The following is a 24,425-nucleotide window of genomic DNA, read 5'->3' as shown; positions in this document are numbered from 1 at the left end:
TAATAAGCATACAATGATCTCCAATAAAAACAATACGCTTCGTGTTGTCAGCACTTTCATGGTACTGGCCTTTTTCCACCTCACGCTCATCGCGCAGCAGTCAGCAAAAAAAGAACTGCGGCTCACTCCGCAGGAGATCAGGGCGGTAAAAGCTTCCGGGCAACATGCACCGGGTTCATCAAATCTTTCCGCCGTTGAAGTGATCGTGATCTATGGCGATCCTTCCGTTGAAGGTTTGTACACGATCCTGTTGAAAGTGGCACCAAATACGAAGATCCCGGCTCATCTTCACCCGGATGAACGAGTAGGTACGGTTGTTTCAGGAACCTGGTATTTTGGTTATGGCGACAAATTCTCAGAAGCCAAATTGAAGAAACTCCCTCCCGGAAGTGTATATACGGAAGACAAGAATATAAATCACTTTGCAATGACCGGCAAAGATCCGGTGATCGTTGCGCTGACGGGATATGGGCCATCGGGTGTGACCTATGTAAATGCGGCTGATGACCCGGCGGGTAAGAAATAAAGTGCATAAGAAACAGGAGCGCCAGCTTTTTACAGCTGGCGCTTCCCTTATACTGGACGGCTAAACATAGGGTTTCGTAATCCTGTCTTTAAGTTAAAACATGTTACCTTTTCAAGCAACAGCATTTGACCGATAGCGCTTATTTTCCGGGTTTTCCCGGAGGTTATTTATCGTTTACTACCGGCACGATATCGCAGGTGCAAAAAAGCCACTGTTATCACAGGTATATCAAGAGAACGGATACTGATAAGTGCGGAACTGAACTGGTCGCTTCACCACTCCTGTACCGTATTGACGGTATTTTTTCGTCTTCATTTCCAGATATCTTTGGCGCATGAAACCCCACCATCTCTTCACCACTTGCCTTTTTTTTCTTACCACCCTGTCAAATCCCGCTTCAGCACAGGATGATTACGTAAAAGAGCTCGAAGCAAACTTTAAAAATGTTCTCAGCAAACTTTCAAACCTTACCGGAAATACAGACCCATCCATTCTGTTCGACGGCAGCGGCCAGCACGGTAAATATGCCACCAAACTGGTAGTGATACCCGGAGCTTCACATACGATCGATTTCAGTGGCTCCACCAAATTTGAATACCAAATGGAAGCGCCGCTGGAAGACTCGGCTAAATCACGTGCCTATTTCAACTTCTTTGCATCGCTTGGGCAAACCCATATTGCTCCAAACGCCTTTACCATTGAATATAAAGTATCGGATGGCCAGCCCAGCTATACCTGGGTCGGCAGAACCACAGCAGGGAATAAAACATATCAGAACACATTTGTCATTTGGGCAAAGACACAGGTGTTGTCCGGTAAGCCATATTATTACACCAATATGCGCGTCACGAAAAAAGAATGTGACTATCTCATCAGGGAAGGAATGCCGGTAAATCAGACCAGTATTGTTTCTTATGCAACCCTGATCAAAACGTTATCAGACAACCTTGGGTCAAGATTCAGAAAGCTCTCCCGCTTCGCTAAAGAAAATGACTCTACGGAATTCAGACCGGCAATGCTGCTGGAAGAATTCACTAATGGCAAAACGGAAAAACACACGATCTACAATAATTTCTGGGGCTATAAAGATCAACTGAAATACGAAGCAACAAAGTACTTTCCAGACAATGAAAAAGCTGCGGAGAGTTTCTTTCACCACGTTGCTGAAACGTTGAACGCCGTATTTAATAAAGGAGCGGAAAAGGCTACCTATGCAGATAACAAAAGCCTGAAATACGAATGGCTCAGTGATTCCCTTCCGTTCAAGGTCAGTCTTAATTATTATGCGGAAGGACTCTTTCCCAGACAGGTTTCCTTTGTCTTTGTTTCTTCCCCTGACCAGATCGAAAAGCTGCGGTTCCGTAAAACGCAACTGATGGCAGAAAAGGGTGATGCGACCGCCCTGGTAGATCTTGGCTTCGCTTACTTTTCCGGTAACAATGTGCCGAAAGACCTTAACAAAGCGATGAACTATTTCAAGGACGCCGCGGATAAAGGTCAACTGACCGGCATCGTGAACATGGGCATCATGCACTACTACGGACACGGGGTTCGCATAGATGAAAAAAAAGGGCTGCAGTGGTATAAGAAAGCGGCCGACCTGAGATCACCAGCGGGTATGTACAGGGTCGGACTTGCTTACTTTGAAGGTAAAGCAGTCAGGAAGAACGTCAACACCGCGATCGACTGGTATAAGCAGGCGGCAGACAGCAACTATGCTCCGGCCATCATCGCGCTGGGCTCAATGTATAAAGAAGGAAACGGGGTTGCCTTTGATGCGGCCAGCGCTATGTACTACTATAAAAAAGTTGTCGCGCTCGGAGATAAGGATGCAATCTGGCAAATGGGTGACCTGTATGAGTCCAAACTGAACCGGATGGACAGCGCCGTGTACTGGTATCAGCAGGCGGTAGATAAAGACTACTCCTGGGGCATGTCATCATTAGGCCGCATTCATTATCTCAATAAGGAGTATCAGAAAGCACTTCAATTATTCAATAAAGGCGCAGAGTTAAAGAACTCCTCCTGTATGTACTTCAAAGGGCTGATCTATGAAAATGGCTATGGCGTTACCAAAGACATGGTCAGCGCGAAAAGCTGGTACCGTGCCGCCGCAAATCTTGGACATAGCGCTTCTGCCGCAAGATTGAAAGAAATTGACGCTAAAGAAAACCCTGTAATAAATCGCAACACAGACTGGGACGAATACTAAGACTAACGGGAGCATAGATGGATCCGGCAAACTTATGATGCCCGTGTGTCTTTCAATATCACTTCCGGACCATTACTGATCGATCTGAACAGATAACCAGCGATAGAACCGGGGATCTTCCAGATGATTCGGAAACCTGCATGATCGCACTCGTTAATGGAAATAAAACGGACTACTTGACCTGGACTTTAAAAAGAAACGGTTAAAATAAACAGATTTCCGAATAACCGGGAATCTATTTAGAACAAATGAAATGCATGAAAAAAATATTCTACGGAAAACGGGAGCTGCGAATTTGTTGGGGTTAGTGAAATGGGCATATGAGTATAAGATCCTGGAGTGAATGATCAAACGCGGATGCTAAAGAGCTGGCCGCTCCTGGCTTTTCACACTGCCTCCTGACCTGAAGCATATAAGATCGCTAATAACACGCAGTTGCATGTCGCAGGTGCTTTCCCAGGCCATTGTAATGACTTATCTTCGCGCGATGTCAAGCACTTTCACTCCAGATCAATGGGAAGAATATTTCAGGGAACACCCGATCCCTGAAAAGATCCCGCTCGATTCTGGCGCATTTATCTCCAATCCCAAACAGTTTCTTTTAACACAGATTGCATTGCTACGCCATTATGGAGACACCGCCATGCAGGGAAAATTGTGCCGGGACAGGCTGGTGAGTTTGAAAGAGATCATGGAAAAGCAGGGGAAATAGCCAACGCTGCTGAAAGCGCGGTACGTTCGTCGTCTGCGATCAGAAACAGAGAGGCAACGGGAGCAAACGCATTGCGTTAACTCGTTACCGGTTTCCCGATCACTTATCTGAACAGATATTATTTAATGATTGATCACTGTTGATGCGCCTGCACAAACTGGTGCAGCTTTTGTTGCCAAGCTTTCTCACCCTCAGGACGCTGAACAGCTCCACTGCGGGAATTGGTTCCCTCAACGCGTTTACCATCCTTGTATGCGGGAAAATAAAATGCCTGAATAAGTGGGGTGATCTCCTGCTCTTCCTCTGAATCCTGCGGTAATAAATCGAGGTGATACTGGATCATCGCATCAAAATAGTCATCAAACGAGGCAAAGTCTGCCCTTTTGGGGTGAATAGGAGTTGGTCGCATATGATTGGTTTTTTAAAGGATTGGATATGGATCCAGGTAACGGTTAAAAAAACAACCAGCGGTATCACGAGGCAGGTCAGAAGGGTTGTCGGAGTTAGAACGTCCCACTTTTCATTATGTTGCGTTGACCGTAATAAAACTTTGATCCCCTGAATTTCTAGTCTTGCGTAAGGTTCCCGCAGATGACGCAGAATAATTGCTGATAACGGATAGTTATCTGCGCATCTGCGCCTCCAATCTGCGAAATCCGCGGGAACCTTACGGCCTTCAAAAATTTGGGTAGCAATTAGCCTCTGTATCCGATGCCAGAATGATCCAGGGCCCGTCGTCAGGGAAAGGTTGATGGGGAACGGTCACATCGTTTACGCGCACCTTATAATTTGCCGGAGGCTGGATCACCTTTCTCAGCTCCCTAATAATTTCGGGTCTTGACATATCATACGGATCAGCGGGCAACTACCGCGGGTACATTTTAGAGACACCCTTTTTTTGAGAGGTATAGATCCCACCCGGTCCACTGAAATAATATGCCGTAAAGCAAACGATCGCGTAATACAATACATATTCACCGCCAAACAACTCCACTCCCATTATTACACAGGCAACCGGCGTATTCGTCGCGGCGGCAAATACTGCAATAAATCCCAGACCCGCCATCAGATCAACCGGCGTTCCGGTGATCACTGCAATCGTATTGCCCAGGGTGGCGCCAATAAAGAACAACGGTGTCACCTCCCCTCCTTTAAAACCCATTCCGAGTGTGATCGACGTAAAGATGATCTTCCACAACCAGCTTAAATGATCGGCACCTCCCTCCCTGAAAGCAGAAACGATAGATACTCCGCCAGGATCGGGGTTTGTTACACCCAGGCCGAGATAATCATTTGTTCCAGACGCAAAGCACAAACAGATGATCACCACGCCCCCGATAAAAGGTCTCAGATAACCGGGTTTTATTAACCGCTGACTATAGTCCTTTACCAAATGAGACAATGACGAGAACAGATACCCCACAAGACCGAAGATCACTCCGGCTATTATCACACGCAGGATCAACAGTTGATCAACATGGAAAGATCCGGTGGTGGAAAGTGAAGCAAGATTTGGGCTGATCTGGTAAAGGGTGTGACGGATTCCAAGACCAGAACAGGTAAGATCAGCGATCATACTTGCGATAAAACAGGGCAGCAAAGCCTTATACTGCATTCTGCCGGGCCTTACGAATTCGATCGCGAAGAGAGCGCCCGTTACTGGTGTTCCGAAGACAGCACCAAATCCCGCCGCTACACCACATTGCAGCAGAACGCTTTTATCTCTATGATCCAGCTTAAACCATCTTCCCAGCATACCTGCCATACTTCCGCCCATTTGAACTGCGGTGCCTTCCCGTCCGGCTGATCCTCCGAATAAGTGCGTGATGATGGTCGTAATGAACACGAGCGGCGTCATCCGGGCGGGTACGCCTGCACCCGGTTGATGTATTTCGTCTATAATAAGACTGTTTCCGGCTTCAGCATTCCGGCCCCCTGGTTTGTAAATAAAATAGATCAGCACACCTGCAAGCGGGAGCAGGTACAAGAGCCATTCATGTTCCCAGCGTATGACCGTAACGCGGTCTAACAGCCAAAGAAATAAAGCCACAAGAGAACCGGTGATCAGTGAAACCGGAATAGCGAGTATCGTCCAGCGGAAAAGATGCTTTGCGATCAACAGTTGGTATGCAAGGTTGTGAAGATTCTTTTTCATCCTACAAATAATTTAATGGCCTGAGAACCGCTCAGGCTGGTGAATATTTGTAGGCGCCATCAGTTCTGAGAAGAACGGTTAAATAGGAAGACACCATTTCCTTTGAAAAACGAAGGTACAGCTTTTTGTTTCTTCCCGGTAGAGCGTCCTCCCCGCACCCGGCCGACATAAGATCTGGCAACCCCGGGTGTAACGCAATGTATGCAGGGACCGCAACGCGCGCAAAGAAGGATCAGGAATAAAGGTTGGGGATGATCTACAAAATGGCTTGGGTTAAATGTTCCGGATGAGCATCGCTCGCATAAACTTCTGCCGGCCCTTCCACCATAGCGAAGCGGAGGAGGGAACCTGCGCCAGTCGCTCAAAAGATCTATCGCCCTCAGCGTGTCAACCTGTCACCATTTTTCACTGCTTAAAATCCCGTCAAACTTTGGACGGCCAAAGGACGACCAGGAGACGAACTAACGACGACTAACAAGCATTGCAAAAACACGCGAAGTTTGACCCTGAATGATTATCATCAGTCAACACATCAGCTGGCTTCGCGTGCCAGAATGTCGTATCTAAGGAGCATATATCGCTTTAAAGCGTGCTCACGTTTTTTGTGCCCGAACAGGCAACTATCGCTTAAAAACTTGTAAATGGACAAGTGATAATGCAAAAACTTTAAACTTTTAAACCATTAAACATTTACACAACCCTCCCACAACTTTTACGCTTGATCCGCAAAGAGTCCTGGAGATCGTTGCGGTCCATTGCGTCTGTTTATTTTACCAGGAACGCATCCAGCGCCTTTGTTGGTTTCCCATCATTCCCCCACGCACTCAGCGGATACCGGCTCCAGCTTCTTGCCCCCTGCGGCTCCCAGTAGATCACTCCCAACCCTTTGCCATTTGGCACTGCCTTTACTTTTTGAATAACCGCCACCAACAGATTGTATGTATTGTCAGCCTGTGTATCCTCGCCTCCCACTTCTACGACCATCACTTCTTTACCATACCTCGCGGCCATATCATTCAGGTTATTTGCCAGATCATTTATTGATAAACTAAAATCAGGTTTCCCATCCAGCCACCAGGGGTAATATGACAAACCGATCACATCATATTTGGCTCCATGCGCTTTTGCATTGTCAAACCATGTTCTGAACCGCTCACTGTTATTTCCCTGGTCAAGGTGAAGAATGACTTTTGAAGACGGGCTGACCGCCTTGATCGCGTCATAGCCTTTATTGATCAGCTGGGATAGCTGTGGCCAGTTGGAAGTACTTCCTTCAGGATAGATCATGCCACCGGGAATTTCATTGCCAACCTGTACCCATTCCGGCTGCACACCTGCATTCTTCAGGGCAGACATTACCTCGTGCGTATAATCATAAACATCTTTCAGCAATGTGGGAAAATCATGCCCTTCCCATGCCGCCGGTTTTTTCTGGTGACCAGGATCGGCCCATGTATCGCTGTAGTGAAAATTGATCATTATTCTCATGCCGAGTTTCTGCGCCCTGACAGCCATCGCGACAGTTTCCTCTTTGCTGTTATGTCCGCTGACCTTATCATCCGATGGATTGACCCAGGTTCTCAGCCTGACCGTATTCATTCCATGATCACGCAGGATCTTCAAACAGTCTTCAGCTTTTCCATCATCATTCAAAAAACGATAACCGGTAGCTTCCATCTGCTGTACCCATCCGATATCTGCACCTCTCACAAATTCGTCTTTCACAATGGTCTCCTTTTGCCCGCTGCAGCCGGTATGTAAGACAGCGAACATGATAGCGATCCCTGTCAGGGAATAGTTGAGTTTCATATGAACCTGTTATGTGATACAAAAGAAATTTAACGTGGATCGGGCATAAAGTTATACTCTCAACGCTTATACAAGATAGATTTTTTAAGATCTGCCGCCAGGATACACCTTTTCAATTGACGGCATCCGTTCAAAAGAATGTATTCTAACGGGAGCCTTTAAGCTCTTTAATGAATGCCATCACTCAAACGTGTGCCTGCCATACTACCTGTTTGTGGCATTGTTTGGACGATTCCGGTCCTTTCCTTTCGAATATTCATCTATAAGTGCGATTGTCACGGGTTGCTGTCTGTTCTACTTTCGTAGTGCTAATCAAAAACACATTTTTATGAAAAAGAAATTACGGATTCTATTTGCAGCAGGGATCGTTTCGATGAGCCTCTTTGCATGCAAGAAAGGCGACACAGGCCCGGAGGGTCCTCCCGGCACTGCTAACGTGACCTACTCTCCCTGGTTCAAACCTTCCACCTATCGCAAAGACACGATCTTTGGGATCTGGGGTTTTAATTATGACAAAGCGGAACCGGCAATCACACAGGCTATCCTCGATAGCGGCTCTGTATTGACATTTGGCAAGCTGCTCGGGTACAATCCCTCTGTCTGGCCAACCAACAGGGTCGCTCAGCTGCCCATACACCTGAACTATAAGCAGTCAGGAGCAACGCAGCTTGACACCTGGTCATCCCTCCTTACCCCGGGAAACCTGCGGATCAAATTTGTCAATGACAACAATGAATATAATGTGATCGCGACCCAGCATGAATTCCGGTATATCATTATACCAGGAGGGCAGTCCCTGACCGGCCGCTCGCAAATGACTTACGAAGAGATCTGCCGGAAATACGGCATACCGGAATAACACCTCTTTCAGTTTGGCGTAACAGTATTGTCTTATGCATCGAACGGGACAATACTGTTACGCTAATCATTTACTGGTACCACATAGTCGTTGAAATGCTCAATAATCGCAGCCTGCGCTTCCGCACGCCACTGCAACCGGAATAACACTACTTCCCGCGGATCATCATACAAGTGCAGATGAACAGTAAGACCATCTTCATAGGGAAGAAAATTTGTGTAAAGGAAAGTCCATGCTTCACCCGGCGGATGAACATGGTTGTCATAGTCGGTAAATGATTTTACTATGCGATATTTCTGCCCTGGGATGAGCTTTAAGGGATTACTCATAAAACACTGGTTATTGTACACCGTTAAGAAATGCTTCTGCTGACTGTTTCAACTGGTTGTCTTTAAAAATAATAAACCTCTCCGACTTAACGGAAAAATAGCGCCCCTGAACATCTCCGCCGGCGATAAATAACCGACAGACCAGGAACGCAGACGAGAGCCTTAACGTTGGAAGGCCTTACTAATGCTGCATTCAGATTCTTGTTGTCAATAGGATTTACGAACAGAGAGCGTTTATAGAAACCTGTAAACACAACGAAAAGCTTCTACCAGAAAATTACCTGCCGCAGTGTTTATCCTGCTCTTCGGATGATTTATTGATAAAGGAATTTGAATACGCCCGCCCTTGCTCAAAAAGCATATTCAACGATCATTTTACCTTTATTTCCCTATATTGCCAGCAATAGAAATGTCCCACATCTATTACCTGTTTACCACATCAATTTAATTTCTTTTTATGACAAGCCGCGTTTACGTATTCAGCTTCCTTTGCCTGTTCATCTGTTCTTGCAATAATGAGAACAGGGAAGAAAAGACAGAAGCAGAAACGCCTGAAGCTCTTCAGGATAATAAGACCTCTTATGAATTTATTAAAAGAGGTGGCAACCGGAATTTGCTGGAAGGCCTCTATGCTGAACTGGTTGAAAAGGACGAAAGATTGAAAGCGTTTGAAACCGGGCTAAAGACACTTAACACCAGCCGGTATGATTCTGCCGAACAAACAAGATCCTTCATCAGCAAGAATGAAGATTATTACCGTATTGCAGCTGAATACGGCGAAAAAATAAATGACACTGTATTCAAAAAGGAAATAAAACAGTTGATTGACGAAAGCCGTGCAGGCTATCATGCATCAATTTCAGCGCACACCAGATTACTGGCGTCTATTGATACAAACAGCAGCCATCTTAGCGATCTTCACCTTGCATTGAAAATAGTTAAAACCCTGCCGGCGATCAATCGTTTTCAGCAAACCAGCCTTCCTTCAGTTAAACCACTTCAGGGATACGAGACTGAACAAAAGAAGATCATTTCACTTGCCAGGCCAATGCTAAAAAAATAAAGGTCATCATTCAGATTGTCAAGTGAATTCCCGGAGGTCTGTTACACTGAGCGTCATCAGGAAATCTGTACGTCAAATGCCCTACCGAACTATTAACAGATATGAATGTTATAGTACCAGCCAGGAGCACACAAAAGTGCTGCTGATTCAATAAAAAAAAGGAAAACAATGGAGATCGGAATAGACAGTTTTGCTTCCGCAATGTATGGCAGCCAGTCACTAAGCAGTGTGGATGCTATGGATCAATTACTGGAACGTATGGTGCGTGCAGACCAGGTTGGCCTGGATGTATTTGGCATAGGCGAACATCATAAGAAACAGTTCCTTGATTCCGCAACGGCGGTAATCCTTGCGGCAGCAGCTGCGCGAACGACCCGCATCCGCCTCACCAGTGCGGTCAGTGTGCTAAGCACGGCTGACCCGGTACGTGTATACCAGGATTTCGCTACGCTCGACCTTGTGTCTAAAGGGAGGGCGGAGATCGTTGTGGGACGGGGCTCATCCGTGGAAGCTTACCCATTATTTGGTTTTGATCTAGACGACTACGATGCGCTGTTCAAAGAAAAGCTGGACCTGCTGTTAAAGATCCGCGATAATGAAGTGGTATCCTGGTCGGGACGGTTTCGCCCGGCGATCAACAATCTGCCGGTCTATCCAAGGGCTGTTCAGGCAAAACTTCCCGTGTGGCTTGGCGTCGGCGGCACACCTGAATCATTTATAAGAGCAGGGCAATTAGGCCTTCCGCTGATGGTTGCGATCATTGGAGGAAATACTTCACGATTCCGTCCCCTGGTCGATCTGTACCGCGAAGCAGGTGCCAAAGCAGGTTTCAGCGAAGACCAGCTCAAAGTTGGGCTCCACTCCCCCGGCTATGTATCTCTTACCAACGAACAGGCGGAAGAAGAATACTATCCCGGCTATGCAGAGCTTTGGACCAAACTGGGACGCGAACGCGGATGGCCGGCTGTTACGAGAGCACAGTTTGATCATCTGATCGGACCCGGCGGTGTACTGGTCGTTGGCGGTCCCGAACGAGTTGCAGAGAAATTGCTCCGCCATAGCGAAGCCCTCGGAGGCGTCGATCGCTTTACCTTTCAAATGGACAACGCAGGCCTTACCCATTCACAACTTCTGGCGTCCATCGAACTCATCGGAACGAAAGTGATGCCGTTGTTAAAAAAGTAATGGCGCATTCATAGGAGATTGCTAACAGAAGCCCCGGTTCATCGCCCGCCCCCAACGCCTACCGGCAATGTCGCACAAACATGATACGCCTGAAGGCAATGCTCTTTCAACCTTCTTCCGGAAAAAGAGCATTGCCCTCCGGCAGGCGATGGACGGGTCCCCGGGTAATAAACTCAAAAAAAGCCCTGCAGGCTTCCGGCAAACATTGTAACTTCCGGCGCTAAACCACTCCTCACTGTGCTCGCAAAACGCCTGACAACGCTCTTTAAAGCATTACTGCTGTTACTTCTCCCTGGCACAACGGTGTTTTCGCAGCAAAGGGCATATACAAGTCACCGGCACTTCGGGGTAGAAGATGGCCTTCCACAGGGATATATCAGCGGTATCACCCAGGATAAAGATGGCTTTCTTTGGTTTGGTACACTCGATGGCATCTGCCGCTATGATGGGCGCGGGTTCCGCATCTTCCGCTACAAACCCAATGACAGCACTAGCTTTTCCGCGAATACCATTCACGGCTTTGGGCCTAAACGCAATAATACAGTCACCTTACTTTATGAAGGTCATCACGAAGATGACTTTGACCTGGCCACGTTCAGGATCACCCGGAAGAATATCCGAAACAAGCTGCGCAGTGTACCCGGCGGCATCTGGCAACTGTATGGTACAAACTCGGAAGCGCCTAACTGGTCTTTTATAATGAACGGTTATAAAGGAGTGGGATGGCTTACGACCGTTGATGAAAAGATACATTATGCCAACAGGTCGAATGGATTATTATATCATGACAGTGTTACTTCCATGGTAGAATCTCCCGGTGGCAAACTGTTTCTTATCAGTAGCAAAGGGGTGCAGGTTAGTGATACGGCTAAAACGAAATTTGAGTTCTTTCAATTTGAGACGCATATCAGGAACCTGAAGGTGAATGAAGATGCGAATCTATATCACATGAACTATGCGACGGTTTACCTCACAGACACCACGCTGGCCGTCTTCATTGAAGATAAGCTGACCATGCTTGATCTCTCACAGCGTCGCTCAACCGTTTATACCCTTCCGGCTATTAAATTGCAGGAATTGAAAAACGTGCCAAAGCTTCCGCAGATCGATCTTCATGGAATGCTGTATTTTGCTCACGGGGAAAAAGTATACAGGCTGAATAAAGAAGGGCAGTTGACCGTCCTATGGGAGAATACCATCTATCCAGGATTGCGCATCAGCGCACTCTTCATCGACCGTTCGGAAGTTTTATGGGTAGGCGTGAATGCACAGGGCCTGTACAAGATCGATCTGCAGGCAAGACCTTTTAAATCGTATTACTATCAACAATTTTACCTGCTGGACCTGCTTGATTTCGCCGGTGCTGGTCGCGTTCGCCCGGCAAGCTGGTATAACGAGTCGTCTTATCAATTGCGTCAGGCGTATGATAGCAAGGGCAACCTCTACATTACTGCCAATTTTTTAGCCGGTCACGACGCGGAAATGCTCCGCATGGATAAGCAGGGTTTTCATTTGTTCTCAAAAGAGAAAAAGAACAGAAGCGATCAGGCCATGGTGATCATGCCCGGCGATGAAGTGTGGATCTATGATCAATGGGCTCCCTCCTGGAATATCTTTACGCAGAACGGCGGCGGCAAGCCCACAAACCTTCCACTTGTTACAGATATTGAAACAGGTGAAGTGGCAGACGCCCGCTATATCGGAGGCTATATATGGATGTCTACTTACACCGAAGGTTTGTTTCAGTTTCAGCGGGAGAAAAAGATCAATCGCTTTTTTGGTATTCAACCAAACGGCCTTATGCCGAAAAATCTGACGGAGATCTGCCCTGATCCAACAGATAAGAATAAATTCTGGATCGGATCAAGAGGCGGCGGAATGATCCGCTGGGATATCAACAGGGGTTTCGAGCGTGCGTTCACCATCGAAGACGGCTTACCAAACAACACCATCTACTGCATTATGGCAGATCGGTCCGGTAAGCTCTGGTGCAGCACCAATAAAGGCATTTTCCGCTTCGACCCCGTTACAAAAGAAGTACGTTCATTCGAAATGAACGATGGCCTGCCCGGCAACGAATTTAACCGGGCACACAAATTTCAGTTTCCCGATGGACGCATGATCTTTGGAGCGCTTGATGGCTTTGTGGTATTTGATCCGTCCGATTTTGAAAAAGAAGCCAGTAAAGGCAATGTACCCGTTCAGCTGACTGCGCTGCAGGTCAACAGCCAGCAACAGGATGTCAACATCCCGGGCAGCCTCATAAAGGAACCGTTGCCACAGTTATCCTCGATCGATCTGCCCTACAACAAAAACTATCTGCGTTTTGAATTCTCCGCGATGTTATTTAACCAGCCGCAGAAAACACGATACCGCTATCAGCTGCTTGGCGCTGACGCGGGCTGGATCGAGAATGGAACAAGTAACACCGCCTCCTATGCGGCGTTGAGACCTGGAAGGTACACCTTACGGCTCAATGCAACCGACGACAATGGCATCTGGAGCGATAACATTAAAGAGATCTCGATACATATTCATCCGCCATTCTGGTTCACCTGGTGGGCTTATCTATTGTATGCGCTGATCGCGCTGTTTATTCTGCGCACTTATTTTGTATTCAGGGAACGAAGGATCAAGGCCGAACAGAACCTTGCATTTGAAAAACGCGAAGCCCACCGTTTAAAAGAAGTGGATGAATTGAAAGACCGGTTCTTCAGCAATATCACCCACGAATTCAGAACACCACTTACATTGATCATTTCTCCACTGGAGAAATTATCAATGGACAGCACCCTCTCTCCCGCCGCACTCAATTCTGTAAAGATCGCGCAGCGCAACTCCCAGCAACTACTTCGCCTGATCAATGAATTCCTCGACTTCTCTAAACTGAACGAAGGACAATTGCAGCTGAGGTTATCGACCGGTGAACTCGACCTGTTCACTGCTGATCGTGTTCAATCATTTGAAGCAGCGGCTGCGGAAAAAAATATCGACCTGTCTTTCACTAACAATGGTGTATCGGGGTTCTATTTGTTTGATAAAGACAAATGGGAAAAGATCCTGGTCAATCTTGTTGGCAATGCATTGAAATTTACTCCGGCGGACGGAAAAGTGGCGGTCAGGCTGACCACAATAGAAGGAAACAAGATCCGGCTGGAAGTAGAAGATAACGGTCCGGGCATACCTCCTGACCAACAACAAAAGATCTTCGATCGCTTTTACCAGGTGGATAACTCATCGATCCGGGTGTCCGGAGGTACAGGGATCGGTCTTTCATTAGTGAAGGAACTGACAGGACTGATGGATGGAGAGATAGGATTGCATAGCAAAGCCGGCCATTCAACCGTCTTCAGCATAAGTGTTCCGCTTGTCAGACAGCAGGGAGTTCTGATGCACGCAGCCGCTGAGCAGCCTGTTGCTGTAATAACGACGAACGGCGAAGAAGAAGCTCCGTTACTACTCGTGACTGAAGACAATGATGAACTTCGGTCTTTCATTGTAGAAAGTATGCAGCCCTACTATCGTGTGATCCAAACAAACAATGGGAATTCTGCCGCTGAATTAGCGCTGCAGGAGCTGCCGGACATTATCATCAGCGATGTGATGATGCCCGGGCAGGACGGCTTTGATCTTTGCCGCGTTTGCAAAACAGATAACCGGACCGCGCATATCGGCTTCATCCTGCTCACTGCCAAAGCCGCCCACGACGCCCGCTTGAAAGGATTGGGAATGGGTGCCGATGATTATATCACAAAACCTTTTCACCTCGAAGAGCTTAGACTCCGCGTCACAAACCTGTTGCAGCTACAGCAAAAACAACGGATCTACCTGCAGGCAACCCTGATCAATGCATCTCCGGAAAAGGAATTGCCGGTTATTACTGATCCGTTCTTATCACAGCTTTACCAGGAGATGGATACAAAACTGGATGACCCTGAGCTTGGAGTGGACTATCTCTGCAAGGCAATGGGAATGAGCAGGAGCACGCTTAACAGGAAATTGAAGTCCCTGCTGGATCTTTCGACCAATCAATTGATCCGTCGATACAGATTGCAGAAAGCAGCAGCGTTCTTATCCGGTGGAATGGATATCGCATCTGTTGCCTATAAGGTCGGGTTCAGTACACCCTCTTATTTTAGCCAGAGTTTTAAAGAGCAGTATGGCATGACGCCGTCGGATTATGTCACGAATGGAGCAACCACAACAGGGTAGCGTCTAAACGCAAAACATGTTGCTGAGATGAACGCATGATAACGCTGTTTACATCCGGTGAACAGGCAGCTACTCTCCTGTCACGCGCATTTCTGCTGACCGTTCTCCACACAATTCACTACTCATTGCCCTCTCCTGCCACAGCTTGCCCGGAAAATGTCAAATATCCCGCAGAGATCAAATGGTACATACTTTGCTGGTATAAACACGGTGGTTTCAATACGATAACTTATTTAGTGTAGAAGTATTGAATACGATAGCGGAGAGGGGCTTTTGCCCTTTTCCTTTTTTATGCACTATACGTCTATGTAGTCCAGCTTCTGAACAACTGATGTTTTCCAAAAAAGCCGGTGAACATAAGCCCGATATCAGGGCGGTCATATACCCTGCTATTTCTTCCTGAATCGATAAAAACATAACACCTCCGATGATCGATTGCGTAGTCCTGAATCACATATACATTTCATGAAGGATCTGCTTCAAAAGGCCACTGCAAGACGGTTGACAATTCAAGGGGATATCTCTGATGATACAGGTAATTTCTTCTGAACCGAACACTTTATGTATCGAAACCGAACAATACAGAACCATGCACCTTTTTAAACAAATGAAATTCAATAAGATACACACAGGCATTTGCTTTGTTTACTTTAGGCACCAAAAATTCCCCGTTCGATGCTTAAGACTTATTTCAAAACCGCCTGGCGGCAGCTACGCAAGCATAAAGCTCATTCCTTCATAAATATTGCAGGCCTGTCCATAGGCATGGCCGTGGCTGTTTTGATCGGCCTCTGGATGAACGATGAACTGTCATTTAATAAAAGTTTCGAAAAATCAGACCGTCTGGCGCAGGTGATCCAAAATGTCAGCAATAACGGTGAAGTGCAAACATGGTGGAGTGTCCCCTTTCCGCTGGCTGATGAACTGAGAAAAAATTATGGAGAAGATTTCGTAAATCTCGCCCGCGTCGCAAACTGGGGCGAGCATATCATATCTGTCGGAACAGGAGAAAATAAACTGAAAGCGATCGGCGGATTCTTTGAACAGGCAATGCCTGAGATGTTTACCGCAGATATGATAAACGGCACACGCAGCGCATTACAGGATCCATCTTCCGTACTGATCTCAGCATCCGCAGCCAAAGCCTGGTTCGGAGAGGCAGATCCAACCGGCAAAACGATCAACATCGGCGACATGGAACCCGTCAAAGTAGCCGGGGTTTACAAAGATTTCCCTCTGAACTCTACACTTGCCAATCTGCAGTTCATGGCCTCATGGGACTTCTGGTTTCATGCCAACAATGGCCTGAAAGACATCCCTGATCCCTGGCGCCCGAATTTTATTTCCCTGTACGCCGAGATAAAACCGACGGTGGACTTCGCCGCCGTATCAACCCGAATCAAAGATTCGAAGCTTAAGAATGTTAACCCACAGTTACAGCAAAAAAAGCCGGCCGTTTTCCTGCAGCCATTAAACAGGATACATCTTTACGGAGAGTATAAAAATGGCATAAATACCGGCGGTGCGATAACTTATGTACGGCTATTCGGCATGACAGGTGCGTTTGTATTGTTGCTTGCATGCATCAATTTCATGAACCTGTCTACAGCCCGTTCCGAAAAACGAGCACGTGAAGTTGGGATCCGCAAAACAGTGGGCTCGCTTCGCAGTCAGTTGATCATGCAATTTTTTGGAGAATCACTGCTTACGGTGTTATTCGCATTTGTGATCTCACTGGTGGTGGTCGGCATAAGCCTTCCCTTTTTCAATGAAGTAGCAGATAAACAAATGCAACTTCCCTGGAAAAGTATTTTCTTCTGGGGCAGCATGGCTGGCTTTATTGTCTTTACGGCGCTTGTAGCGGGCAGTTATCCAGCTCTCTACTTATCTTCTTTTCAACCGGTGAAAGTGCTGAAAGGCACATTCAAGGCAGGCCGCTTTGCCGCACTTCCGAGACGGATACTGGTGGTATTGCAGTTCACCGTTTCTGTGATACTGATCATTGGCACTGTGTTCGTTTATCGCCAGGTACAATTTGCAAAAGACCGGCCCGTTGGTTATTCGCGTTCAAACCTGCTCACTGTACCGATCAGTGGTCCAGCCCATGAACACTGGCAGGCTGTTGAATCAGCGCTGATGCAATCGGGAACCGTTGAGGCAGTCGCTGAATCTGAAAGCCCGACAACCGGGATCTGGAATACAACAAGTGGTGTGAGCTGGCCGGGAAAAGATCCGGGACTCTCCACAGATTTCGGGGTGATCTCCGCTTCTTTTGCATACGGAAAAACAGTGCAATGGGAGATCGTCGGGGGACGAAACTTCTCAAAAGAACTGGCTACAGATTCTGCTTCGGTGATTTTGAATGAAGCAGCAGTAAAATACATGGGACTCAAAAATCCTTTGGATCAAAGTATCACGTGGTGGGATAGACCGATGCGCGTGATCGGGGTGGTGAAGAACATGCTGACAGATTCTCCTTATGAAGAAGCAAGGCCCGTGATCTACACGATCCTGGAGGAAAGCGGCAACCTCGCGATCATCCGCTTGAATCCTTCTGTCAGCGCATCTGCGGCAATAGATAAGATTGCACCGGTATTCAAACGGTTTAACCCGGACCAGCCATTCGAATACAAATTTGTTGATGAAGAATATGCGCGCAAGTTTGGCAATGAAGAGCGCGTCGGAACCTTATCCGGCATCTTTACGATCCTGGTGGTGATCATATCCTGCCTCGGACTCTTCGGACTCGCTTCTTTTGTAGCCGAACAGCGGACAAAGGAGATCGGTGTACGCAAGATTCTTGGAGCTTCTGTATTCAATCTCTGGAGTATGCTGTCCGGAGAGTTCGTTCGCTTAGTGATCATTTCATTCTGTATCGCTGCTCCGCTGGCCTGGTACTTTATGCAGAGCTGGCTGCAGAAGTTTACTTATCATACAAGTCTTTCCCTGTGGGTTTTCGCTGCTGCGGGATTAGCTGCATTGTTCATTACACTGATCACTGTAAGCTTTCAGTCGATCAAAGCAGCATTGGGAAGACCCGTTAAAAGTTTGCGTAGTGAGTAATGTACTATCACAATAAACGTATCATCCCGGTTCATGTTATCATCTTCACCAAACCGTTTCGCCATAACGAAACGGTTTGGTGAATTAAGTAAAGTCCGGGCATCGGTTAATACCGGCTCCGGGCTAAAGCATTTGTGCCAGCTGGATATTGTTACCACAGGTATCGTCGAGCACTGCGATCATTACCGGTCCCATTACAGTTGGCTCGATGCTGAATTCAACGCCGGCCGACCTTAATCGCTCAAACTCTTTCATTACATCATCTGTTGCGAAGGATGTATAAGGAATACCTGCATCCTTCAATGCTTTCTGGTACACTTTGGCGGGCTCAAAAGCCATAGGCTCCAGAACCAGTTCGACGCCATTCCGTTCGTCGGAGGAAACAACTGTCAGCCACTTGTGCTCCCCAAGCGGAACCTCGGTCTTCTTGATAAAACCTAATTTCTCTGTATAGAACTTCAGCGCTTTTTCCTGGTCATCCACCAGTAAACTCATTACATGGATCTTTATCATATCCCAAAAATTTTGTTGAGGCAAAATAATGCTCCCGCCTCTCCGCGGCTTATTCCGGATTGCTTTTATGCCATTGCTGATACCTGCCCGGAGACAGCCCCGTACCTCTTTTGAACGCGCTGGAAAATGTGGGAACACTATCGTATCCAACCTCATAACATACGGTGGTGACGTCCAGCCCTTTTTTAAGCAATGCCTTTGCTTTATTGATCCTGACGTCTTTCAGATATTGCCGTGGAGTAACTCCATAGATCATCTGGAAAACTCTCACAAAATGAAATCGCGACATACATGCCGCCATGGCGATCTGGTCCAGTTCGATCTTGTCAGCATAGTGTTTCTCCATAAAATGCCGGGACTGCCTTACCTGGATGTACTGGTATTCAGCCAGTCCGCTTTCGCGGCTGATCTTCGCGATCTGTTCCTGGTAATATGTTTTATCCGTACCCATCAATACAAATATAACAGAATCAGTCACACCTGCTCTCAACACATCCTCCGTGAAATCGGCTACAGGATCCACCTTTTTGAGTAATCCCGTTTGAAAACAACTTAAGACATTTGCAAGGGAACACGCGCATCGCCACCGCGTGTCAACTCTTTCCTGACCGCCCAGGCATTATATAAAAACAACACAAATGAAAATCAAAGCGCTTATCACCGAATGGATAGCCGCCGCCAATGCTTTTGACACAAAAAAATATCTCGGCTTCTATTCTTCCGACGCAATCCTTGAAGACCCCTCCGTTGGACGTTCATTCAATGGCCACAAAGGAATCCGGGAATATTTTGAAAGCTATTTTATCGGGTATAACACTCACACAAGGATCATAAAGCTTGATCTTACGGGTGACACCACCGCCCATCTTCAAGTCGCTTTTACCGGCAGTTTTCCGGAAGGACATATTCATGGGACATTTGACTTTCAATTTAAAAATGACAAGATCAGTTACGTAAAAGCAGCGCTGATACATTGATGTTTTTAAACTTAAGTTACGCTTTCGCATAAATTGATCCGGTGATCCGCCTTGCAGTAACTCACGTTAAAAAGTATACCCGACACTCACGTTCCCGGGAACCCCGATGTATTCGAGATGCCGATATCCTGTACGCTTTGACCGGGTCTGCCTTTGAATAAGGTTGTCATCTTGCAAGCCTGCGAACGCGGGCAACCATCAGCCTGAGAGCCGGGATCCTGCAGTCGTATAATTCTAACAGGCGTAGAAAGAAAGTAACAACTTGTTTGTTGACGCATTGGAATGCCGTGTTCATGTAAAAGCTTTCGGCTTTGACGCTATCGGGTTTGATAGAATTGGCCGGAAAATTGTAAAACCTACCATCAGCCTCATCATCCAACTGTTCTTAACCGATTCTAATCTCGAAACATTTATGACACCATCACCGACACCCACCAACAATTCCATTGCCAGGGAAGTCTCCTATCGCCTGTTCAATCTGCTCGCCATCGTTAGCATTCTTTACTTATTGCGGACGGTGATCGTCCCGCTGCTTTTTTCACTGATCCTTAGCATCTCCCTTTTCCCGATCGCAAGACGTATGGAAAAATGGAAGATGGGCAAAGCGCTGGCTGCCGCTATCGCCGTGATCCTCGGTTCGGTGATCGGGGGGCTGATCATCTGGCTGTTCTTCCGGCAAATGGTTTCCATCAGTGCAGATAACGGCGAGGCAATAACCGCGCGTGTGGTAGAAGGTATTGACGATATCATTCAATGGATCACTGCTCAATTCGGCGTGCAGCAAGGGGAACTGCTTGCGAAAGTACAGGCCGAAGCAGGGAAATTAGCTTCCGGCGCAGCGGCATACAGCGCCGGTCTGCTCGGATCACTGGGAGGTATTCTGGCAAACGCGGTACTCATCCCGATCTTCATTTTTTTCCAACTTTATTACCGCGATTTTTTTATCGAATTCTTCTTCAAAGCTTTCCGGCATGTATCGCACGAGAAAGTGCATGACACGTTACAGAAGATCTATCGCGTGGTACAGGATTACCTGCTGGGGCTGGTTACCGTAATGGGCATCGTAGCTGTGCTTAACACGATCGGATTACTGGTAATGGGAATCGAATATGCCTGGTTCTTCGGCATTCTCGCTTCACTCCTGCTGCTGATCCCGTATATCGGGATTGCGATCGGCTCTATACTTCCGGCCTTGTTCGCACTGGCTACCAAAGACAGTGCATGGTATGCACTCGGCATCATCGGCTGGTTCCAGGTGGTACAATTCCTGGAAGGAAATTTTATCACCCCTTATATTGTCGGAGGAAAAGTAAGTGTCAATCCACTACTTGCAATAATCGGATTGCTTCTGGGCGGACTGCTGTTCGGGCTTGCGGGCCTCATCCTTGCGATCCCCATGGTGGCAATCGTCAAAGTAGTCCTCGATGCCGGTGAAAAGACCGAGCCCTATGGTTTCCTGATCGGCGAACCTGAAAGCTATCACCTCAAAAAAACCAGCCGCCGTCTGCTCCTGATGAAATGGAAAAGGTCAGGGAACTGAGGGAGGTGTGTGTGCGTTCATTCCACGGAATAAGCTTAGCTGGGCGTAGCCCCCCTCTAAATCTCCCGTTCAGGCTACCGTGAACCCATAAGTATTTGAATGGCGTAGGGGAACGCGACGTACGCAACGAAAACAGCCATAGCAGACTTTGTATTCGCCGCGCACGTCGCGTATCGCCGCGCACGCCGCGTTCCCCTACGCCATCAAGCTATCAAGAAATTATTCGGTCATATAAAAGGAAAAATGTGAGTACACGGTAGCCCTTCAGGGGAGATTTAGAGGGGGCCCTATGCAAGACTACTAGCCATCCTGTTCTACCTCAACCAAGACCTCATAACCTGCGGGAACAAATGCCCTACCTGCCCCCAAATGGCATCTGCAAATTGTGCCGCTTTCCCTTAAAAAATAAGCCGGTAAAACTCCGCATCCCTGATAAGTCCTTTATCTTGCCTCCGTCGCAAACCCTTCGTCATGACCGAATTCCTTTACCTGTTGATCGTTCTCGGCTCACTACAGGGAGTCATTACTGCCCTGCTTCTCAGTATCCGCGGCAGATCCACCTATGCAGATCGTTTGCTTGCATTGATCATCCTTGTTACTGCCCTTCCCGGTTTCCACCTTTACCTCCACTATAAAGCTTTTTTTGAACTCTCCGGCAGCACGGCGATCATTCATGCCGTTATACCCTGGATCCTCGTTACAGCCCTCGGCCCGCTGATCCTCTTTTATGTGAAAGCCGTACTCGATCCGCATTTCCGCGTCCGCCGGAAAGAGGCTCTCTGGTTCCTGCCGGTGATCATAGACCTGTTTCCCAAAATGCTGGAACTGGGAACCTTTACCTCATTATTATCGGCAACAACCGCAGAGCTAGCGGAGTTTTCAGACCTGTATAACAAATATGCAGACATTCCCCGCTGGATCGTACTGGCTATAAGTATCAGCGTTGCAAGAAAACAACTTCGTGATCACAGGTCATCAGAAAACATCCTCAGTCAAAAACAAACAGGGTCGTTCAACTGGCTTTCGCAGTTCATCAATGTGTTCCGGATCTTTCTGTTGCTCTGGCTGGTCTTCCTTGTGCCGTATGTGCTGCCCTTCTCCGAACGGCTTCTGCAGACGGTCGGATGGTTCCCCGTCTATCTGCCGATGGCTGCAATGATCTACTGGCTGGGCATTCGCGGCTACCTCTCCACCCGCCCAGTCGCACTGGAAGAGGATGGAAAAAATAAACGCAAGACAGCCATGGAGGAAACAGAAATGACGCGGATCGTCAATGAACTCACCATACTCCTTCGTGATCAGAAGCTTTTCCTGGATCCCGCACTTGACCTGGCCGCCCTGTCCGCCGTCAGCAATATCCCTGCGCGCTCCATTTCTTCTTCGCTGAACCAGCACCTGGGTAAGACATTCAACCAGTTCCTGAATGAATTCCGCGTGGAAGAATTCAAACAACGATCGGCCAGCCTGCATGACCTGAGTATTGCCGGCCTCGCCTCCGAATGCGGATTTCCCTCGCTACCCACTTTTCAGCGGGTGTTTAAACAGGTCACCGGGCAAACGCCGTCCGAATACCTGCGCGGAGTAGCGACCTGAACAGGCGGAATACTCCTCAAAACATGATTTGAACATCGTTGCACTTGTTGTAACTACCCTGAAAAACGAGTTTTGCTAAAAAAATGAATATGCGGTTGATCACGATCATGCTTCTGTTAAGCGGATTTAATTGTTTCGCACAGGTTTCCAAAACTGATTCGCTGTTACCGGTGGACGGTATGCAGGAAGATTACCGGTATCTGCGCGGAAAACTGGAAACAACCCATCCTGGACTATATAAACGCCGGTCAAAAGAGGCCATGCAGCAATTGATGGACAGCCTGCAATCGACGATCAACACCCCCCTCCCGTTCCGCGACTTTTACAAAAAGATCGCTTTCCTGATCAGCGAAACGAGATGCGAGCATAGCTATGCCAATCCCGGCCAGCTGAGCTCGCTCATAAAACAATGGAAATTTCTTCCCTTCCAGCTTTTCTTCCCGTCCGGGAAACCCTTTGTCGTGATCAATGGCACATCCGACACCTCCATTGAACCGGGCGACGAGATCGTTTCGATCAATGACCGTGATATTGACAGCGTCAGGCGCGCCATCCATTCCTATATTCCGGCAGATGGATTTATCAGCAGTTCGCGCGACAACTTCCTTTCGTCCATGAACTTCAATATTGCGTATAACCAGTTCATCGAAGAGCCGGGATCCTATGCACTGACGGTCCGCAAAACAGATGGAACGATCATCACCAGGAAATTTGATACCGGGCTGGATTTCGCTTCCATTAACAGGAATGCCGTAGCCAATCCGGTCAATAAGATCGTACTGGAAGCGAGTAAACGGGGCGACAAACTCCGCAAGGAGCAGTTCCAGTTGCGTTTTGAAGAGAAAGCGCCCGTCGCCGTAATGACCGTCAGGAGTTTTGCTGTTGAAAAAAAGATGTTCCGGAAAAAGATCGATGGATTTTTCGCCGACATAAAGAAGCGCCAGCCAACAGACCTGATCATCGATCTTAGCCATAATGGTGGCGGAGAGGAAGAACTCGCCGCTTACCTGATGTCTTATCTCATTGATCAACCGACCCGTTTTGTCAATGAAGAATACCTGATCGATATCAGCGATTCAACGCTGGCAATGGCCAATATTCCTGATGAAGTACGCCGCAATAAATACGCATACGTAGATTCAATGAGAGAAGGCAAAAGCCTCGCGAAGATCTCTGAATTAGCCATGGAGCTGAAAACGATGGAACCGCAGACCAACGGATACAAAGGACGTGTATGGATCTATGCAAATGGAGGTACATCTTCCGCAGCTTCTACATTTTGCGCGGTAGCGCAATCAAATAAACGGGCAACGATCGTCGGCGATGAAACAGCGGGTTCATTCAGTGGAGGTGGCGCCGTCATCGGTATAGATCTCACCCTGCCAAATTCGAAGATCAAAACCCATACATCGATCCTCTATGTCGATTTCGCCACAAAAGGAAAAGACCCCGTCCGCGGCGTGATACCGGATGTAGTTTTTCAGCCAACCTTTAAGGAATTGATAGGTCAGAACAGGGAATGGATCGAACTGATACTGTCTTTACGTGAGCGCCCTGCCGGCGAACAAACAAACCGGTAATTCGATTAGAACGATCAGCTGTTTCTTCCTGCTGTTAGAAAAACGTGTAAGACCTTAAAAGCGGATTTCCACCAGTATTCCTATCTTTCCGTTTATT

Annotated in this window: 20 protein-coding genes and 1 riboswitch; of the genes, 14 read left to right on the top strand and 6 right to left on the bottom strand. The window is 47.5% G+C overall.

Annotated features, from left to right (window positions below):
- Positions 1-13: 13 nt before the first annotated feature.
- The 3 genes from LZZ85_RS04225 (at position 14) to LZZ85_RS04215 (ending at position 3,450) form a co-directional block, all read left to right on the top strand.
- Entirely contained in the window at positions 14-526 is a 513-nt protein-coding gene (locus LZZ85_RS04225; RefSeq protein WP_237868698.1) for a cupin domain-containing protein, read from the top strand.
- Between the two features lie 334 nt (positions 527-860).
- Positions 861-2,738 (top strand): SEL1-like repeat protein, encoded by a 1,878-nt coding sequence (locus LZZ85_RS04220; RefSeq protein WP_237868697.1) that lies wholly within the window; start codon positions 861-863, stop codon positions 2,736-2,738.
- A gap of 439 nt (positions 2,739-3,177) precedes the next feature.
- Positions 3,178-3,450 (top strand): DUF6965 family protein, encoded by a 273-nt coding sequence (locus LZZ85_RS04215; protein WP_237868696.1) that lies wholly within the window; start codon positions 3,178-3,180, stop codon positions 3,448-3,450.
- 133 nt (positions 3,451-3,583) lie between these two features.
- Here the strand turns inward: LZZ85_RS04215 and LZZ85_RS04210 are convergent, their stop codons facing one another.
- From LZZ85_RS04210 to LZZ85_RS04200, 3 genes are all read right to left on the bottom strand, one after another.
- Positions 3,584-3,859: a hypothetical protein gene (locus tag LZZ85_RS04210; RefSeq protein ID WP_237868695.1), complete on the bottom strand. Its 276-nt coding sequence runs from the start codon at positions 3,857-3,859 to the stop codon at positions 3,584-3,586.
- A 456-nt stretch (positions 3,860-4,315) separates the two neighbouring features.
- Entirely contained in the window at positions 4,316-5,605 is a 1,290-nt protein-coding gene (locus tag LZZ85_RS04205) for a voltage-gated chloride channel family protein (RefSeq protein ID WP_237868694.1), read from the bottom strand.
- A gap of 43 nt (positions 5,606-5,648) precedes the next feature.
- Positions 5,649-5,715, bottom strand: a riboswitch (Fluoride riboswitch).
- 655 nt (positions 5,716-6,370) lie between these two features.
- On the bottom strand, positions 6,371-7,414 hold the full coding sequence (locus tag LZZ85_RS04200; protein WP_237868693.1) for a glycoside hydrolase family 53 protein: 1,044 nt from the start codon (positions 7,412-7,414) through the stop codon (positions 6,371-6,373).
- 328 nt (positions 7,415-7,742) lie between these two features.
- Here LZZ85_RS04200 and LZZ85_RS04195 point away from each other — a divergent pair, with 328 nt between their 5' ends.
- Positions 7,743-8,273 carry a hypothetical protein gene (locus tag LZZ85_RS04195; RefSeq protein WP_237868692.1) on the top strand — a complete coding sequence of 177 codons (531 nt, stop codon included), beginning with the start codon at positions 7,743-7,745 and terminating at the stop codon, positions 8,271-8,273.
- Between the two features lie 62 nt (positions 8,274-8,335).
- Here the strand turns inward: LZZ85_RS04195 and LZZ85_RS04190 are convergent, their stop codons facing one another.
- A complete protein-coding gene (locus LZZ85_RS04190; RefSeq protein WP_237868691.1) occupies positions 8,336-8,602 on the bottom strand; it encodes a DUF3601 domain-containing protein in 267 nt (88 codons plus the stop codon).
- Between the two features lie 457 nt (positions 8,603-9,059).
- Between LZZ85_RS04190 and LZZ85_RS04185 the strand changes: the two genes are divergently transcribed.
- The 6 genes from LZZ85_RS04185 to LZZ85_RS04160 all read left to right on the top strand — a co-directional run bounded on the left by LZZ85_RS04185 (position 9,060) and on the right by LZZ85_RS04160 (position 18,125).
- A complete protein-coding gene (locus LZZ85_RS04185) occupies positions 9,060-9,665 on the top strand; it encodes a hypothetical protein (protein ID WP_237868690.1) in 606 nt (201 codons plus the stop codon).
- Positions 9,666-9,833: 168 nt separating this feature from the next.
- The gene (locus tag LZZ85_RS04180; RefSeq protein ID WP_237868689.1) at positions 9,834-10,850 is read left to right on the top strand and encodes an Atu2307/SP_0267 family LLM class monooxygenase; all 1,017 of its coding nucleotides are present in this window, start codon (positions 9,834-9,836) and stop codon (positions 10,848-10,850) included.
- Between the two features lie 67 nt (positions 10,851-10,917).
- Complete coding sequence (locus tag LZZ85_RS04175; RefSeq protein WP_237868688.1) at positions 10,918-11,061, top strand: hypothetical protein; 144 nt, start codon at positions 10,918-10,920, stop codon at positions 11,059-11,061.
- Between the two features lie 26 nt (positions 11,062-11,087).
- The gene (locus tag LZZ85_RS28620) at positions 11,088-15,062 is read left to right on the top strand and encodes an ATP-binding protein (RefSeq protein ID WP_237868687.1); all 3,975 of its coding nucleotides are present in this window, start codon (positions 11,088-11,090) and stop codon (positions 15,060-15,062) included.
- Positions 15,063-15,097: 35 nt separating this feature from the next.
- Positions 15,098-15,304 (top strand): hypothetical protein, encoded by a 207-nt coding sequence (locus LZZ85_RS04165; protein ID WP_237868686.1) that lies wholly within the window; start codon positions 15,098-15,100, stop codon positions 15,302-15,304.
- A 433-nt stretch (positions 15,305-15,737) separates the two neighbouring features.
- Positions 15,738-18,125, top strand: coding sequence for an ABC transporter permease (locus LZZ85_RS04160; protein WP_237868685.1), 2,388 nt, complete (start codon positions 15,738-15,740; stop codon positions 18,123-18,125).
- 123 nt (positions 18,126-18,248) lie between these two features.
- Here the strand turns inward: LZZ85_RS04160 and LZZ85_RS04155 are convergent, their stop codons facing one another.
- Entirely contained in the window at positions 18,249-18,638 is a 390-nt protein-coding gene (locus LZZ85_RS04155) for a VOC family protein (protein WP_237868684.1), read from the bottom strand.
- Between the two features lie 49 nt (positions 18,639-18,687).
- Positions 18,688-19,161, bottom strand: coding sequence for a helix-turn-helix domain-containing protein (locus LZZ85_RS28615; RefSeq protein ID WP_237868683.1), 474 nt, complete (start codon positions 19,159-19,161; stop codon positions 18,688-18,690).
- A gap of 115 nt (positions 19,162-19,276) precedes the next feature.
- Here LZZ85_RS28615 and LZZ85_RS04145 point away from each other — a divergent pair, with 115 nt between their 5' ends.
- The 4 genes from LZZ85_RS04145 (at position 19,277) to LZZ85_RS04130 (ending at position 24,328) form a co-directional block, all read left to right on the top strand.
- Positions 19,277-19,615, top strand: coding sequence for a YybH family protein (locus LZZ85_RS04145; protein ID WP_237868682.1), 339 nt, complete (start codon positions 19,277-19,279; stop codon positions 19,613-19,615).
- Positions 19,616-20,027: 412 nt separating this feature from the next.
- Positions 20,028-21,155 (top strand): AI-2E family transporter, encoded by a 1,128-nt coding sequence (locus LZZ85_RS04140; protein WP_237868681.1) that lies wholly within the window; start codon positions 20,028-20,030, stop codon positions 21,153-21,155.
- A 471-nt stretch (positions 21,156-21,626) separates the two neighbouring features.
- On the top strand, positions 21,627-22,748 hold the full coding sequence (locus LZZ85_RS04135) for a helix-turn-helix transcriptional regulator (RefSeq protein WP_237868680.1): 1,122 nt from the start codon (positions 21,627-21,629) through the stop codon (positions 22,746-22,748).
- 89 nt (positions 22,749-22,837) lie between these two features.
- A complete protein-coding gene (locus LZZ85_RS04130) occupies positions 22,838-24,328 on the top strand; it encodes a S41 family peptidase (protein ID WP_237868679.1) in 1,491 nt (496 codons plus the stop codon).
- Positions 24,329-24,425: the final 97 nt, after the last annotated feature.

The organism is Terrimonas ginsenosidimutans (assembly GCF_022012415.1).
Taxonomy (GTDB): domain Bacteria; phylum Bacteroidota; class Bacteroidia; order Chitinophagales; family Chitinophagaceae; genus Terrimonas_A; species Terrimonas_A ginsenosidimutans.
The sequence above is the reverse complement of the archived record's forward strand: the minus strand, read 5'-3'. Positions and strand labels throughout refer to the sequence as shown.

Coding starts and splice junctions, on each gene's coding strand:
- LZZ85_RS04225 (WP_237868698.1), top strand. CDS start 14: ATGATCTCCAATAAAAACAATACGCTTCGTGTTGTCAGCACTTTCATG.
- LZZ85_RS04220 (WP_237868697.1), top strand. CDS start 861: ATGAAACCCCACCATCTCTTCACCACTTGCCTTTTTTTTCTTACCACC.
- LZZ85_RS04215 (WP_237868696.1), top strand. CDS start 3,178: ATGTCGCAGGTGCTTTCCCAGGCCATTGTAATGACTTATCTTCGCGCG.
- LZZ85_RS04210 (WP_237868695.1), bottom strand. CDS start 3,859: ATGCGACCAACTCCTATTCACCCCAAAAGGGCAGACTTTGCCTCGTTT.
- LZZ85_RS04205 (WP_237868694.1), bottom strand. CDS start 5,605: ATGAAAAAGAATCTTCACAACCTTGCATACCAACTGTTGATCGCAAAG.
- LZZ85_RS04200 (WP_237868693.1), bottom strand. CDS start 7,414: ATGAAACTCAACTATTCCCTGACAGGGATCGCTATCATGTTCGCTGTC.
- LZZ85_RS04195 (WP_237868692.1), top strand. CDS start 7,743: ATGAAAAAGAAATTACGGATTCTATTTGCAGCAGGGATCGTTTCGATG.
- LZZ85_RS04190 (WP_237868691.1), bottom strand. CDS start 8,602: ATGAGTAATCCCTTAAAGCTCATCCCAGGGCAGAAATATCGCATAGTA.
- LZZ85_RS04185 (WP_237868690.1), top strand. CDS start 9,060: ATGACAAGCCGCGTTTACGTATTCAGCTTCCTTTGCCTGTTCATCTGT.
- LZZ85_RS04180 (WP_237868689.1), top strand. CDS start 9,834: ATGGAGATCGGAATAGACAGTTTTGCTTCCGCAATGTATGGCAGCCAG.
- LZZ85_RS04175 (WP_237868688.1), top strand. CDS start 10,918: ATGTCGCACAAACATGATACGCCTGAAGGCAATGCTCTTTCAACCTTC.
- LZZ85_RS04165 (WP_237868686.1), top strand. CDS start 15,098: ATGATAACGCTGTTTACATCCGGTGAACAGGCAGCTACTCTCCTGTCA.
- LZZ85_RS04160 (WP_237868685.1), top strand. CDS start 15,738: ATGCTTAAGACTTATTTCAAAACCGCCTGGCGGCAGCTACGCAAGCAT.
- LZZ85_RS04155 (WP_237868684.1), bottom strand. CDS start 18,638: ATGATAAAGATCCATGTAATGAGTTTACTGGTGGATGACCAGGAAAAA.
- LZZ85_RS04145 (WP_237868682.1), top strand. CDS start 19,277: ATGAAAATCAAAGCGCTTATCACCGAATGGATAGCCGCCGCCAATGCT.
- LZZ85_RS04140 (WP_237868681.1), top strand. CDS start 20,028: ATGACACCATCACCGACACCCACCAACAATTCCATTGCCAGGGAAGTC.
- LZZ85_RS04135 (WP_237868680.1), top strand. CDS start 21,627: ATGACCGAATTCCTTTACCTGTTGATCGTTCTCGGCTCACTACAGGGA.
- LZZ85_RS04130 (WP_237868679.1), top strand. CDS start 22,838: ATGCGGTTGATCACGATCATGCTTCTGTTAAGCGGATTTAATTGTTTC.